The sequence below is a fragment of the Kitasatospora sp. NPDC085879 genome, from assembly GCF_040686255.1.
Classification (GTDB): domain Bacteria; phylum Actinomycetota; class Actinomycetes; order Streptomycetales; family Streptomycetaceae; genus Kitasatospora.
In genome coordinates, this window is sequence record NZ_JBFBJZ010000001.1 from 57,183 (window position 1) to 70,483 (window position 13,301).

12 protein-coding genes are annotated in these 13,301 nt (G+C 76.1%); 8 read left to right on the forward strand and 4 right to left on the reverse strand.

All coding sequences use genetic code 11. The features are described 5' to 3' along the window. Positions 1 to 47: 47 nt before the first annotated feature. Both AB0P35_RS00250 and AB0P35_RS00255 read right to left on the reverse strand, forming a co-directional pair. A complete protein-coding gene (locus AB0P35_RS00250; protein WP_363504257.1) occupies positions 48 to 635 on the reverse strand; it encodes a TetR/AcrR family transcriptional regulator in 588 nt (195 codons plus the stop codon). Positions 636 to 697: 62 nt separating this feature from the next. Beyond that, positions 698 to 1,798, reverse strand: coding sequence for a DUF5937 family protein (locus tag AB0P35_RS00255; RefSeq protein WP_363504260.1), 1,101 nt, complete (start codon positions 1,796 to 1,798; stop codon positions 698 to 700). A gap of 101 nt (positions 1,799 to 1,899) precedes the next feature. On the opposite strand from AB0P35_RS00255, the gene AB0P35_RS00260 reads away from it, so the two are divergent. The 4 genes from AB0P35_RS00260 (at position 1,900) to AB0P35_RS00275 (ending at position 5,828) form a co-directional block, all read left to right on the forward strand. Then, entirely contained in the window at positions 1,900 to 3,183 is a 1,284-nt protein-coding gene (locus AB0P35_RS00260) for an MFS transporter (protein WP_363504263.1), read from the forward strand. Positions 3,184 to 3,300: 117 nt separating this feature from the next. Continuing rightward, on the forward strand, positions 3,301 to 3,882 hold the full coding sequence (locus AB0P35_RS00265; RefSeq protein ID WP_363504266.1) for a Uma2 family endonuclease: 582 nt from the start codon (positions 3,301 to 3,303) through the stop codon (positions 3,880 to 3,882). A gap of 147 nt (positions 3,883 to 4,029) precedes the next feature. Then, positions 4,030 to 4,962, forward strand: coding sequence for a MerR family transcriptional regulator (locus AB0P35_RS00270; RefSeq protein ID WP_363504269.1), 933 nt, complete (start codon positions 4,030 to 4,032; stop codon positions 4,960 to 4,962). 56 nt (positions 4,963 to 5,018) lie between these two features. Continuing rightward, entirely contained in the window at positions 5,019 to 5,828 is an 810-nt protein-coding gene (locus AB0P35_RS00275; protein ID WP_363504272.1) for a class I SAM-dependent methyltransferase, read from the forward strand. Positions 5,829 to 5,901: 73 nt separating this feature from the next. Here the strand turns inward: AB0P35_RS00275 and AB0P35_RS00280 are convergent, their stop codons facing one another. Further along, positions 5,902 to 6,702, reverse strand: coding sequence for a helix-turn-helix domain-containing protein (locus AB0P35_RS00280; RefSeq protein WP_363504275.1), 801 nt, complete (start codon positions 6,700 to 6,702; stop codon positions 5,902 to 5,904). Between the two features lie 83 nt (positions 6,703 to 6,785). Here AB0P35_RS00280 and AB0P35_RS00285 point away from each other — a divergent pair, with 83 nt between their 5' ends. Further along, the gene (locus AB0P35_RS00285; RefSeq protein WP_363504278.1) at positions 6,786 to 7,376 is read left to right on the forward strand and encodes a TIGR03086 family metal-binding protein; all 591 of its coding nucleotides are present in this window, start codon (positions 6,786 to 6,788) and stop codon (positions 7,374 to 7,376) included. Between the two features lie 90 nt (positions 7,377 to 7,466). Here the strand turns inward: AB0P35_RS00285 and AB0P35_RS00290 are convergent, their stop codons facing one another. Beyond that, entirely contained in the window at positions 7,467 to 7,997 is a 531-nt protein-coding gene (locus tag AB0P35_RS00290) for a hypothetical protein (protein WP_363504281.1), read from the reverse strand. A 471-nt stretch (positions 7,998 to 8,468) separates the two neighbouring features. Between AB0P35_RS00290 and AB0P35_RS00295 the strand changes: the two genes are divergently transcribed. The 3 genes from AB0P35_RS00295 to AB0P35_RS00305 all read left to right on the forward strand — a co-directional run bounded on the left by AB0P35_RS00295 (position 8,469) and on the right by AB0P35_RS00305 (position 13,256). Beyond that, the gene (locus AB0P35_RS00295; protein ID WP_363504284.1) at positions 8,469 to 9,815 is read left to right on the forward strand and encodes a helix-turn-helix transcriptional regulator; all 1,347 of its coding nucleotides are present in this window, start codon (positions 8,469 to 8,471) and stop codon (positions 9,813 to 9,815) included. A 261-nt stretch (positions 9,816 to 10,076) separates the two neighbouring features. Continuing rightward, positions 10,077 to 11,126, forward strand: coding sequence for a CHAP domain-containing protein (locus AB0P35_RS00300; protein ID WP_363504287.1), 1,050 nt, complete (start codon positions 10,077 to 10,079; stop codon positions 11,124 to 11,126). A 294-nt stretch (positions 11,127 to 11,420) separates the two neighbouring features. Next, entirely contained in the window at positions 11,421 to 13,256 is a 1,836-nt protein-coding gene (locus tag AB0P35_RS00305; RefSeq protein ID WP_363504290.1) for a BTAD domain-containing putative transcriptional regulator, read from the forward strand. Positions 13,257 to 13,301 lie beyond the last annotated feature (45 nt).

Below are 13,301 nucleotides of genomic sequence, written 5' to 3' on the forward strand. Positions count from 1 at the left end.
GTTACCCGCGAGTCACTTCAGGTGGAACGGTTCCGGCCCGACCGGCGTCAGCGCACCCCCGCGGCGTCCAGCAGCGCCGCGGCCGTCGGCACGGCCAGCCCGGCCAGCGACTCCCCGCCCGACCCCGCCCGGGCGCTCGCCCCGTCGAAGACCAGCGTCAACTGCCGGGCCAGCAGCGCCGGGTCGGCGGCCCCGCCGAGCTCCGCCTCGCCCCGGAAGAAGTCGGTCAGCGCCCGCTTGACCCGGCCCGCGACCACGCTCGCCGGGTGCTCCGGATCCTTCAGTTCGACCTGGGCCGCCAGATACGGGCAGCCGCGGTAGCCGTCCGCCCGGGACGCCTCCTCCAGTCGCTCGAAGACGTGCAGCATCCGGGCCCGCGGCGGCCGCGCGTCTTCCGCGTCGGGCAGCAGCTGCGCCGCGTACGCGGGGGCGCGCCGCTCCAGGCCGGCCGCCAGCACCTCGTCCTTGCTGTCGAACAGCTGGTACATGGACCGCTTGGACACCCCGGCCGCCTTGCACAGCGCGTCGATCCCGGTGTTCACGCCCTCCCGGTAGAACAGCTCGGTGGCGGCGTCGAGCAGCCGGTCGCGCGGGGAGGGCTTCGCCGGGGTGCCCGTGGTGTGCTGGGTGTCCATACCGCGAGGCTACCGCCCGACGGCCGCCGGGGAAACCGATCGGTGTACGGGCCGTCGCGCGGTCAGCGGAGCACCGCCTCCAGCAGGTCGCCGCCGAGCCGGGCGCTGGTGGCGAGGTCGAGCTCGTACAGCACGTAGCGGCCGCGGCGGCGGGTGGTGAGCAGGCCCGCCTTCCGCAGCACAGCGAGATGACGGGAGACCTCCGGTGCGGTGAGCTGCCAGGCCTCCGCCAGCTCGCCGGTGGTGTGCGGGCCGCGGGAGATGGTGCGGGCGAGGCGCAGCCGGACGGGATGGGCCAGCGCCTCCAGCCGCCGCTGGACGACCGCCAGCGAGACCGGGTCGGTGGCGCCCGGCTCGGCGACGGGGTACTGCACCACCGGCCGCCAGTCCGCCGCGTACACCACCGGCAGGTGCGGCCGCCCGAAGGCGCTCGGGATGAACGTCACCCCGCCCGCCGCGACCGCGCTGGTCGCGTTGTCCTGCAGCTTGTCGATCACGATCCGCCGCCGCACCGGATCGGTCTCGTCCAGCGCGACGGCCGGGGAGACCGCGGCCAGCGTCTCGGCCACGCCGCGCCGCGCCAGCAGGTCGGCCTTCTGCCGGGCGTCCGCGGCCAGCGCGGGCAGCACCCGGCGCCAGGCGTCAGCGAAGAACGCCCGCTCGCAGTCCTCCAACATCCGGCGCACCAGTGCCCGGACGGCCGGCGGGTCGGTGAGCAGCCGGTCGGCGAACGCCGCCTGCCGCGGCCCGCGGGCCAGCGCCAGCTCCCGGGCCCGCTCGGCCGCCACCGGATCGGTCAGCGGCGAGCCCGCCGGCCGGTACGACAACCGGGACGAGCCGCAGGTGGTGACCAGCGCCGCCGCCGTGTACTGCTCGTCCTCCAGCCGGTCCACCGCGTCCAGTTCCTCGGCGAGGGTGGCCGCCGGCCGCGCCGGGAAGAGGAAGTCCGCCCGCGACGACCGCCACAGGAAGTCCGCCTCCAGCAGCCGGTCCGCCAGCCCCGGCGGCAGGGCGGCGGTGGTGGCCGCCGCCCAGCCCTGCAACTCCGGGTGGTGCGCCGGCTCCGCGAGGGCGTGCAGCATCGCGTTCAGCTCCGCCAGCGGGGACGGCGCGAAGAGCAACCGCTCGGGCTGCAGGCCGGTGACGTCGATGGTCAGACTCATGGCGGCGATCCTGCCACCCGGCCCGGGCCCGACCGCCGACAGTTGACGGGGACCGTCAATCCACGTGCCACCGCCCCGCCGGGCGGCGCAGCGTGGCCGCCATGACAGTCCTCCACCGTCCCGCCCCCGCCGCTGCCCCCGGCGCCGCGCCGGCCGCCGTCGAGAGCCCCGAACTCCCCGGCGCCGCCCGGCTGCTGAGCATCGCCGGCGGCCGGCGCTACGCCCTCGCCGTCCTCGTCGACGCCCTCGGCGCCGGACTGCTCCGCCCCTTCCTGCTGCTGTACGGCGTCGGGGTGCTCGGGCTCGGAGTCGGCACCGCCGGCCTCGCCCTCTCCGCCGGCATGCTGGCCGGTCTCGGCGCCGTGCCGCTGACCGGGCGCTGGATCGACCGCGGCGCGCGGAGCCTGCCGGTGGCCGCGACCCTGCTCGTCCGCGCCGCCGGTGTGGCGGTGCTGCTGACGGCCGGGGGCGCCGCCGGGTACACCGCGGCGGCCGTCCTGCTCGGCGTCGGCAGCCAGTCCTGGCCGACCGCGCACGCGGCCGTGGTCGCCGCACTCACCGAGGGCCGGGTCCGGGACGCCGCCCTCGCCGCCGGACGCTCCGTACGCAACGCTGGCCTCGGCGTCGGCGCCCTGGCCGCCACCGCCGCCACCGCGGGCGGCACCGGTGCCCTCCGGACCCTCGCCCTGATCACCGCGCTCGCCTGCCTGCTCGCGGCCGCCCTCGTGTGGTCGCTGCGGCTCACCGTCCCGGCTGCGGCGTCGGCCCCGCGGCCGGTCGCCGCGGCCGAGGTCGCCGGGGCCGAGGAGGAGGTGGCGGGGCGGGGGACCGGAACCGGCCTGCTGGGCCTCGCCAACCTGCCGTACGCCTTCTGCTTCGACGTGCTCGAAGTCGCCCTGCCCGCCCTGCTGGTGACCACCCTGCACGTCGCGCCCGCATGGTCCTCGGGCATCTTCGTCGGCAACACCGTGCTGGTCATCACCACCCAGCTCGCCGTGGTGCTGTGGATCTCCCGCCGCTCCCGGCGGTCCGTGCTGGCCGCCTCCGGTCTGGTGCTCGTCCTCTCCTACCTCGGCTTCTGGGCCGCCGGCACGCTCGGCGGGACGGCCGGCGCCGCCGCGGTCGCCGCCGTCGCCGTCGTGTACACGGCCGGCGAGATCCTCTACACCGGCACCGGCACCGCCCTGGTGGTCGCCGCCGCGCCGCCCGCCCGCCTCGGCCGCGCCCTCGCCCGCTGGGAGATCTCCAGCAGCCTCGGCCGCGCCGCCGCCCCCGCCGCCCTCACCGCCCTCCTCGCCGTGGGCCCCCACCTCCTGTGGCCCGTCCTCGCCACCGCCACCGCCCTCGGCGCCGCCCTCGTCCACCGCCACGGCCCCCGGGCCTGAGACACCGTCCCCGTGGTGGGCCGCAGCGGCCCGGCAGGCCGCTATTGTCGGACGGGAAGGCATCAGCACCCGCTGCCGGACTCCGGGCCGGGGCATCGAGGCGAAGGAGGACACCTCATGACCGCGCTGTCCGATCGTCCTCACATGCTGCCCGAGGAGTTCGAGGAGGTCGCCCGCCTGGCGGCCAGGTCGGCCGAGGGGCTGCGGCTCGAGTTCATCAACGGAAAGCTCGGAGTCAAACCGGTGCCCGACGGCGACCACGGCCGCATCATCCAGTGGCTGATGCGGATCTGTATCCAGGCGCGCCCCGAGCTCTGGCTGCACGACCAGGGCCTGAAGGTGCAGTCGTACCGCGCCGGCCACGCGCGGCCGGACGGCACGCTCGCGCCCGCCGACGCCTTCGTCGGCCAGGGGGAGTGGGCCGGCGCCGAGCAGGTGCTGATGGTCGTGGAGGTCACCTCCTACGACTCGGACACGGACCGGCGCGACCGGGTCGAGAAGCCGCGCGCCTACGCCGAGAGCGGCATCCCCGTCTACCTGCTGATCGACCGGGACAGCTGCGAGGTCTCCGTCCACAGCGACCCCGACGGCGTCCGGTACGAGCGAACGCTCACCGTGCCGTTCGGCCGCGAGGTGGCGATCCCCGACCCGGTGGGTCTCGTGCTCGACACCGAGCCGCTCACGGCCTGGGTGCGCTGACCGACCGTTCGCCAAGGTCGCCGACGAGGTCATGGAGGACGTCTTCGCGGACTTCTTCGAGGACGAGGGCCGACCCCGCCCGGTTGACCTTGCCCCTGGGGGCAGGGTTTAGCGTCCTCGGTGGAACGACGGCGCGGAGGTGGGCGGATGCGGATCGGCGAGGCGGCCCGGCGGGCGGGTGTCAGTGCGAAGGCCGTCCGGAGGTACGAGGCACTGGGGCTGATCAGCCCCGGCCGTGCGGCCAACGGCTACCGCAGCTTCGACGAGGCGGACGTGCGGGCCATCCGCGAGGTCCGGGCGCTGCGGGAGCTGGGGATCGCCGCCGACCGCAGCCGCACCTTCCTGGACTGCCTCGCCGCCGGAGCCGAGGCCTCCGACGACTGCCCGTCCTCGCTGGCCGCGTACAAGTCCGCGATCGACCGGCTGACCCGGCAGATCGACGAACTCGCCTCCCGTCGCACCGAGTTGGTGGGGCGCCTGCGGGAGGCCGCGTACCGGAACAGCACGCTGCGGCACCAGGATGCGCCGGCGGCCCTCGGCCCGGCGGGCCTCCCGGAGGACGCGGGGACGGCCGAGCACCTGCAAGGGCTGCGGTTGCCGCGGCTCTCGCTGGCGTGCACCGACGGTACGGCCGTCGACCTCGGCGCGCTCGGCCCCGGCCGGTCGGTGGTCTACCTGTACCCGCTGACCGGCCGCCCCGACGTCGACCTGCCCGCGGGCTGGGAGAGCATCCCCGGCGCGCGCGGTTGCACCGCCGAGGCCTGCGGCTTCCGCGACCACCACCAGGAGCTCGTCGCGGCCGGCGCCGCCCGGGTGTTCGGCCTCTCCAGTCAGGACACCGGCTACCAGCGCGAGGTGGTCGAACGGCTGCGGCTGCCCTTCGCGATGCTCTCCGATCCGGGGCTCGAACTGGCCTCGGCGCTCGGTCTGCCGACCTTCACCCCCGCCGGATGGTCCACCCTGCACCGGCGGTTGACCCTGGTCGTCCGGGACGGCGTCGTCGAGCACGTCTTCCACCCCGTCCCCGAGCCCGGCCGGCATGCCGAAGAGGTGCTGCGCTGGCTCGCGACCACTCCCTGACCCCACGTGCCGGCCCCACCGCTGGGCCCGCCCGGACCGAAAGGCCACTCCACTCCATGCCAGAACAGGCAGAGCAGGAACAGCAGCCGCAGCAGTCAGAGCGCACCGCGGACGGCAGCGCCGGCGACGCGGACTACGGCACCATCGGCGCCGGCTACTCCGCCCACCGCAGACCCGAACCGCGGATCGCCGCCCTGATCGACGAGGCCCTCGCCGGCGCCCGGACCGTGCTCAACGTCGGTGCCGGCAGCGGCTCGTACGAGTCCTCGGCGTTCGAGGTGACCCCGGTCGAGCCGTCCGCCTCGATGCGCGCCCAGCGACCGGCCCACCTGCCGCCGGCGGTCGACGCGGTCGCCGAGCACCTGCCCTTCCCGGACGGCGCCTTCGACGCGGCGATGACCACCTTCAGCGTGCACCAGTGGAGCGATCTGAAGGCCGGCCTGCGGGAGATGCGGCGGGTCACCCGGGGGCCGGTCGCGGTCCTCACCTGCGACCCCGACCTGGTGCGGGACTTCTGGCTGTACGAGTACGCGCCGCTCGTCCTGGACACCGAGGCCAGGCGCTACCCGGCCGTCGCCGACATCGTCGAGACCCTCGGCGGCCGGGCCCGGGTGATCAACGTCCCCATTCCCGTGGACTGCACCGACGGCTTCAACGAGGCCTACTACGGCCGCCCCGAACTGCTGCTCGACCCGGCGGCCCGCCAGGCCTGTTCGGCCTGGAGCTTCGTCTCCCCCGAACTCGCCGAGCAGTACACCGGGCACCTTCGTGGCGACCTCGCCTCCGGCGCCTGGGACGCCCGCCACGGCCACCTGCGCACCCGGCCCGCCCTCAACGGCTCCCTCGTCCTGATCCGCGCCGACTGACGCCGGCCCTCCGGCCACCACGCCGCTCCGTCGCCGGAGGGCGGTGCAGCGTGGTGCCCGGATGCCCGGTAGGTCACCGCGACCCGTGGGCGTAGCGGGCGGGCGAGGTGCCGACCGTGGCGGTGAAGTCGCGGGTGAGGTGGGCCTGGTCGGCGTAGCCGAGGTCGGCGGCGAGGGCCGCCCAGTCGACGTCCGCGCCGCTGTCGGCCCGGCGGGCGGCCTCGTGCAGGCGGGCCCGCCGGAGCACCCACTTGGGGGACGCGCCGACATAGTCGGCGAACAGTCGCTGCAGCCGCCGGACACCGACACCGAACTCCGCGGCCAGGTCGTCGACGCGGTGCAGCTCGGGGGCGGCAGTGATCCGGTCGACCATGGCGGCGACCTGATCGGCCGTCGGATCGGGGGCGGGGAGGCGGGCGAGCAGGAAGGCGTCGGCGAGGGCGCGGAGCCGTTCCGCGTCGGCGGGGCCGCGCAGCACCTCCTCGTTCAGCCGGTCGGCGTCCGGGCCGAAGAACTCGGCCGCGGGCACGGCCCGGTCGGCGAGTTCGAGCACCGGCCGGCCGGTGAACGGCCGGAAGCCGCCCGGCCGGAACTTCACGCCGAGCGCGTGCCCGCGTCCCTCCAGGCGGCGGACGAACAGCGAGCGGTCCACCCCGTACACGTGGGCCCGCGGCGCCTCGAAGACCAGGTGCACATGGGGGTGGGCGAGCACTTTCTGCTCGTACGGGGGCCGGTCGCGGCGGTCCCAGCGCACCAGCCAGTAGAACTCGACGAAGCGGTCCGCCCCGGCGGTGGGCTCGCACCTGTCCAGTTCGATCACGGACGCGGCCCGGGACGGGTGGAGCACCCCGCGTCCAAGGTCCGGTTCGGTCATGCCGGCCAGGGTAGTCCGGGCGGCCCCGCCGGCCGTCGCGTTTCTTCAAGACCGCCGCGGACGGCCCGCCGGAGGATCGCCGCATGAACGGTCACCACCTCCACCCCCAGATGGCCCGCGCCGCCGCCGAGGCCGCCCGGATCGCCGCCGGCGTCCGCCCCGAGCACCTGGACGGGCCCACTCCCTGCACCGAACTGGACACCCGGGCCCTGGTCAACCACTGGGTGCTCTACACCTCGCACGGCCTGGAGCACCGCGCCTGCCGGACGGCCCTGCCGGAGGACCTGGTCGCGCACGACTTCACCGCCGAGCCCGCCTGGGCCGACGCCTACGCCGCGCAGCTGGAGCGCGCCGTGCGGGCCTGGGCCGACCCGGCCGTCTGGGAGGGCGGGGTGGACCTGGGCGGCACGCCCGTCCCGGCCGAGTCCATCGCCAAGATGCTGATCAAGGAGATGGTGGTGCACGGCTGGGACGTCGCCCGCGCCACCGGCGGCGAGGTCCGGGTGTCCGACGACCTCGCCGCACTCGTCCTCGCGGTGATCGAGGAGAACGCCGAGCTCTACCGGCAGTTCGGCGGCTTCGCCGAGCCCGTCCCGGTGCCCGCCGACGCCCCGCTGCTGGACCGCGCCCTCGCCGCCTCCGGCCGCGACCCGCACTGGACTCCCAAGCAGTAGTCGTCCGCGCAGGGGACACCCCCGCCCGCGATCACCGCCGCTGCCGCCACCGGTGCCGCTGCCGCCGCGGCCCGGCCGGCGGGGGGCGGCTCAGGGGGTGGTGGCGGCGATGTCGGCGTGCTGCAGGATCCGGGTGACGTCCCAGACGTGGTGATGGCCGTCGTGGGCGTTGTTGCGGGCGATGTCCTCGGCCCGCTGGATGCCGCGGGTGGCGTGCCGCAGGACGGTGCCCTCCTCGACCGCTGCGGTCACCGATGCCGTCCAGGCCGCGACCGCGTGGTCCAGGGACCAGAGGGCGGCGGCGGGGGCGATCTCCAGGTAGCGGCGGCCCTCGGCGACCAGGTCGGGGTCGTAGCCGGCCACGTCGGCCGCGCCGGCCAGCCGGGCACCGGCGAGCCGCTCGGCCCAGATCCGCAGGTTGTCAGTGACGTGGCTGACGTACGCGGCGGGTGTCCAGGCGAGATCCGGGTGGAGTTCGCGCCCCGTTCGCCCCGCCGGCAGGTCGCGGAACCGGGCCGGCAGCCCGTCGACCACCCGGACCGCCTCGTCCGGCGTCGCCGACCAGTCGAATCCGCACCCGGTGCACGGGTCCCCGTACCGTGCCGCACCCCATGTCTCCATGGCCCGGGACTGTAGCCCAACGGCCGCGGCCGGTGGTGCCGATGTGCAGGGGGATGCCGTCGGGGCCGGCCGGCAGAGCCGCTGCCGGCCGGCCCCGACGGGGACCTGTGGCGGCCGACGGTGCGGCCGGCCCGTCGCGCCGGGGCTCTCCCCCGCGGAGACCGGAGCGTCGGCCGGGACCGGCGCCCGCCGGCCGGCCGGCATGGTGCCGTCTTCGGCGGGGCCGCGCCCGGTGCGGCGCCGGGCGCGGCCCTGATGAAGCATCACAGTCGTTCGTATCGCCGACGTATCGTCCGGGTAGCGCGCTGACGTATCGTTAGCGGGAGTTATGATGGCCATGTGCATGCCACTTCGCGTGGCGGCTCCGCCGCCTGCCCGGATCTCCACTGTCCGCGCACGCGGTGAAGGAACTCCCCGCCCCATTCGGAAGTTCCCGGAACGAACTGTCGATCTGTCAGGTGAGGAGATTCCGTGGCCCGCAGACCGCGTCCAGTCGATCCGGCCGACGGGCCGGTTCAGGCTTTCGCCCACGACCTGCGGCTGGTCCGGGAGCGGGCCGGCAATCCCACCTACCGCGTCCTCGCCGAGCGAGCGGGATTCGGCGCCACCACGCTGAGCGACGCGGCCGGCGGCGTCCGGCTGCCCAGCCTGGAGGTGACCCAGGCCTACGTCGGGGCCTGCGGCGGCAACGTCGACGAGTGGACGCGGCGCTGGAACGACCTCGACCGTGATCTCGCCCGCGGCGCGACCGCCCCGGCCCCGGAGAGGGCGGCGGAGGAGCCGGCGGACAGGACGGCTCCGGAGAGCGCGCCGGGCCAGGACGTGCTCGCGGGCCGGTCCGCTCCGGCGGCGAGCGCGGCCGCGCCTTCGGCCGTGTCCTCGGCCGCGACGCTGCTGCCGGAGCCCCCGCAGGAGCTCTCGCCGACCGAGACCGTGCGCGGCGGCTGGCGGCCGCCCCGCTGGACGACCGTCGGCACGGCCACCCTCCTCGCCCTCACCGCCGTCCTCGCCCTGGTCGCGCTGCGGACGGGCGGCTTCGGGCGGAACCGGAACGTGGCCCAGAGCTCCTTGACGCCCGGCGCGTCGGCCGGTCCGACCGCCAGCGGATCGGTCGGCTGCCCGGCGGCGGACACCTCGCCCACGGCCCTGTTCTCCGGCACGACCTACAACGCCAGCACCCGGCTGCGCGCCGGGGCCAGCCTCAGTGCCGACGTCGTCCTCCAGGTGCCCTCGGGCTGTCAACTGGCGCTCACCGGCTTCTGTCTGGGCGACGTGGTCATCGACTCCACGTCCGGCTCGCCCGACATGCGCTGGTTCAAGATCGCGACCGGTGGCTATGTCTCCTCCTCCGTCGTGCACGGCAACCCGCCCGCCGTCATCCAACCCACCGACTGTCCCGATGCAGTGGCCCCGCCCGCCTCGATCACGCTCGCCGTGGCACCGCGCTCCGGCGAACCCGGCCATTACGAACTCCGTGCCACCGGTAGCCATCTGGGCATCGTCGGCTACGCCGCGTACGTGCCCAGGGCCGGCAGCAGCACACCCCAGTGGCAGCAGCTCGGCATGTCCTCGGACGCCGGCGCCGGATTCGTCGCGATCTGGCGGCCCGCCACGCCCGCCGACAACGCCGACGCGCAGGTCGCCGTCCAGGTGGTGGCCGTCGCCTGCTTCGGCGGCGACGGCCCCAGCACCATCTCGGACCAGCGCCTGGTCTCCCGCGGGGCGACCGGCGCCCTCCCGGTCGCCGAACTCAACGACGCCGAACTCACCCGCGCCCGGAAGGCCGCCTGCCGCTACCCGGACACCAACCACGGCTGACGCGCCGCCCGGCTCTCCACCGCGCACCCGCGCCGGAGGGCCGGGCCGCGCCGTTCCGTGCTGCTCCGTGCTGTCGGGCGAGGGGTGCGCACCGGCGGAACGTCAACGGCCGGGAAGGGCAGGCCAGGACGGAGGCGGCATTCCGGCGCGACCCGGACGATACGGCGTGCGCGGAGGATGCGGACCGGCGGCGGCGCCGGCGGGCGGTGGCCCGCGGCCGGCGCCGTGTCCGCAACCGCCTTCCGCTGCACGAGGAGAACGGTGATACCCACCCGCTTCCTGCGCCGGACAGCCGCCCTGGCCGCCGCCGCTGCCCTCGCCCTCGGCCTCACCGTCCTGGCTCCCGCCGCCGCCTCCGCCGCTGCCGGAACCACCCCCGCGGCCGCCCCGGCCTCGGCCGCCCCTGCCGCGCCGGCCGCGGCCGCCTCGGCGTCCGACGCCGCCCGGCTGGCCGCCGCCAACGTCGGCCGCACCGCCGGCACCTGCGCCAACACACCGACCCACAACACCCTGGGCGGCGCCCAGTTCGAGCACAGCTGCGTCGGCTGGGCCGGCGTCCCCGAGTACTGGTGCGCCGACTTCGCGATCTGGGCGTGGCGCAACTCCGGCCTCGCCGTCACCGGGCTGGACGCCTCCGCGGTCAGCTTCCGCACCTACGGCCAGGACAACGGCACCCTGCACACCGCCGCCTCGTACGTCCCGCAGCCCGGTGACGCGGTGATCTACGGCACCGGCAGCGGCTCGGGCACCGTCATCCACCACGTCGGCATCGTCACCGCGGTGACCGCGGACGGCTCGGTGGTCACCGCCAACGGCGACTGGAACGGCGACCCGAACGCGGTGAGCGAGGCCGACTTCGCGAAGAGCTCCTCCGTCGTGTCGCTCACGATCCCGGCCGCGCAGCGCACCACGGGCAGCGTGCCCGGCACCGTCGACCCCGCCGACGGCTACCGCATCGACGGCTACATCACCCCGGTCGCGGCCTCCAGCGCCAACCCCCACACGCCGACCCAGGTCTGCGGCGCCGGCTTCGGCGTGGTCGACTCGCACTCCCTCGGCGGGGCCACCGCCTACCTGCTGTACGAGGCCGCGAGCGGCCGCAACTGCGTGGTCACCCTGGCCACCCAGCCGTCCGGGGCGGTGCCGATGAACGCCACTCTCAAGGTCCAGGGCGGCGCCACCGCCGACAATCCGGGCAGCTACACCTACTACGCGGGCCCGGTGATCCTCTCCGCCGCCGGGACCTGCGTCGACTGGGGCGGCTCCTACCGCAGCACCACCTGGACCAGCGGCTGGAGCCACTGCGGCTGAGCCGCCCGTCGACCGGAATTGATTGACCGGCGGCCCCGGCCGCCCGGTCAATCCGCCGGCGGCTCCGGCACCGCCACCCGCTCGCCCGGCGCCGCGGCCCGTCACCGGGGCCGCGGCGCCGTCCGCGCCGACCTCGGTGAACGCCCCGCAAGACCGGAGTTGATTGGCCGTCACCGCAAGATCCACCGGTCAAATCCGCACCGGCATAGAACGGTGTTGCGCCGGGCGGCGGCTGTCGGGGGACGGACCCCGCCGCCCGGCGAACCAGGCCGAGGTGTGGGGGGTGTGTGAGGGATGGAGTTCGGAATTCTCGGACCGCTGCTCGTGCGGGACGGCGAGGGGGACCGGCCGGTGCCGGCGGCCAAGCAGCGGGCGCTGCTCGCGGCGCTGCTCGTCCGACGGGGGCAGGTGGTGCCGGCCGATGTCCTGGCCGACACCGTCTGGGACGGGCGGCCGCCGCGCACCGCCGCCACCACGCTGCGCAACTACGTGATGCGGCTGCGCAAGGCGCTCGGCGAGGCCGGACAGCGGCTCGCCACGGAGGCGGGCGGCTACCTCCTCGCCGCCGACGCCGAGGAGTTCGACGCCGACCGGTTCACCCGGCTGCGCGACCTCGGCCACGCCCAGCTGCGCGCCGGCGAGCCCGAGCGGGCCGCCGCCCACTACGAGCAGGCACTCGCGCTCTGGCGCGGACCGGCCCTGGTCGACATCCCCTCCGAGGTGCTCCGCGGAGCCGAGACCGGCCGGCTCGCCGAGGCCCGACTGGACGTCCTCGAAGGCCGCACCGAGGCCGTGCTGGCCCTCGGCCGGCACACCGAACTCCTCGGCGAGCTCCGCTCACTGACCGCCGCCCACCCCGAACGGGAACGGCTCTGGGCCCAGTTGATGACCGCCCTCTACCGCAGCGGCCGCCAGTCCGAGGCGCTCGCCGTGTACGGGCAGGTCCGCCGCGTCCTCGCGGACGAACTCGGCGTCGACCCGGGCAGTGAACTGCGCGCCGTGCACTGCGGCATCCTGCGGGCCGATCCGGCCCTGGCGGCACCCGTCCGGACCGCCCGCACCCGGACGGTGCTCGTCACGCCCTTCCAGCTGCCGCCCGACCTGACCGACTTCACCGGACGGGCCGCCGAGGTCGCCGACCTCGCCGGCCGGCTCGCCGCCGCGGGCGACGGCGCCGCCCGCCGGGCCCCGCTGATCGCGGTCGTCAGCGGCCAGCCCGGCGCGGGCAAGAGCGCCCTCGTCCAGCACGCCGCGCATGCCGCCCGCGGCGCGCACCCCGACGGCACCCTCTACGCCGACCTGCGCGGCAGCCGGCGGCAGCCCGCCGCGCCGCACGCCGTGCTCGGCAGCTTCCTGCTCGCCCTCGGCGTGCCCGCCGCAGCCGTACCGCCCGGCACCGAGGCCCGGACGGCGCTGTTCCGCTCGCTGCTTGCCGGCCGGCGGATGCTGGTCGTCCTCGACGACGCCCGCGACAGTGCCCACGTCCGGCCGTTGCTGCCCGCCGGCCCCGGCAACGCCGCGCTGATCACCGCCCGCACCCGGCTGCCCGACCTCGGCGGCGCCCACCCCGTCCACCTCGGGCCGCTCCCCGCCGACGAGGCCCGGGAGTTCCTCGCCCGCCTGCTCGGCCCCGTCCGGTCGGCCGCCGAACCGCGGGCCCTCACCCAGCTCGCGGCCGCATGCGGAGGACTGCCACTCGCCCTGCGGATCTGCGGGGCCAGGCTGGCCTCCCGGCCCTCCTGGACCGTCCGGCACCTGGTGGAACGGCTCGCCGACGAGGGCCGGGCCCTCGACGAGCTCTGTCTCGGCAGCCTGGACGTCCGGGCCGTCTTCGCGGCCGGCTGCGAGTCCCTCGACCCGCCCACCGCCCGCGCCTTCCACCTGTTGGCCCTCGCCCCGACCGACACCGTCGGCCTGGCCACCGCCGCCCGGCTGCTCGGCGAACCCCCGGCCCGCGCCGAACGCGTCCTCGAACGCCTCGCCGACGCCGGCCTGCTCACCGCCCGTGAGCCCGGCCGCTACCGCTACGAACCGCTGCTGCGCGCCTACGCCCGCGAACGCGCCCCGCACCGCCCCGCACCCGCCTGGCCCGACCCCCGCACCACCCGCCGCGCGGCCCTCGCCGGCTGACCCCGGCCGGGGGCGGCCGAGGGAGAGCGACACGTGCGGGCTCTC

What these genes read in the sequence shown, in the direction of transcription:
- AB0P35_RS00250 (WP_363504257.1), bottom strand. Translation starts at nt 635, where the DNA reads ATGGACACCCAGCACACCACGGGCACCCCGGCGAAGCCCTCCCCGCGC.
- AB0P35_RS00255 (WP_363504260.1), bottom strand. Translation starts at nt 1,798, where the DNA reads ATGAGTCTGACCATCGACGTCACCGGCCTGCAGCCCGAGCGGTTGCTC.
- AB0P35_RS00260 (WP_363504263.1), top strand. Translation starts at nt 1,900, where the DNA reads ATGACAGTCCTCCACCGTCCCGCCCCCGCCGCTGCCCCCGGCGCCGCG.
- AB0P35_RS00265 (WP_363504266.1), top strand. Translation starts at nt 3,301, where the DNA reads ATGACCGCGCTGTCCGATCGTCCTCACATGCTGCCCGAGGAGTTCGAG.
- AB0P35_RS00270 (WP_363504269.1), top strand. Translation starts at nt 4,030, where the DNA reads ATGCGGATCGGCGAGGCGGCCCGGCGGGCGGGTGTCAGTGCGAAGGCC.
- AB0P35_RS00275 (WP_363504272.1), top strand. Translation starts at nt 5,019, where the DNA reads ATGCCAGAACAGGCAGAGCAGGAACAGCAGCCGCAGCAGTCAGAGCGC.
- AB0P35_RS00280 (WP_363504275.1), bottom strand. Translation starts at nt 6,702, where the DNA reads ATGACCGAACCGGACCTTGGACGCGGGGTGCTCCACCCGTCCCGGGCC.
- AB0P35_RS00285 (WP_363504278.1), top strand. Translation starts at nt 6,786, where the DNA reads ATGAACGGTCACCACCTCCACCCCCAGATGGCCCGCGCCGCCGCCGAG.
- AB0P35_RS00290 (WP_363504281.1), bottom strand. Translation starts at nt 7,997, where the DNA reads ATGGAGACATGGGGTGCGGCACGGTACGGGGACCCGTGCACCGGGTGC.
- AB0P35_RS00305 (WP_363504290.1), top strand. Translation starts at nt 11,421, where the DNA reads ATGGAGTTCGGAATTCTCGGACCGCTGCTCGTGCGGGACGGCGAGGGG.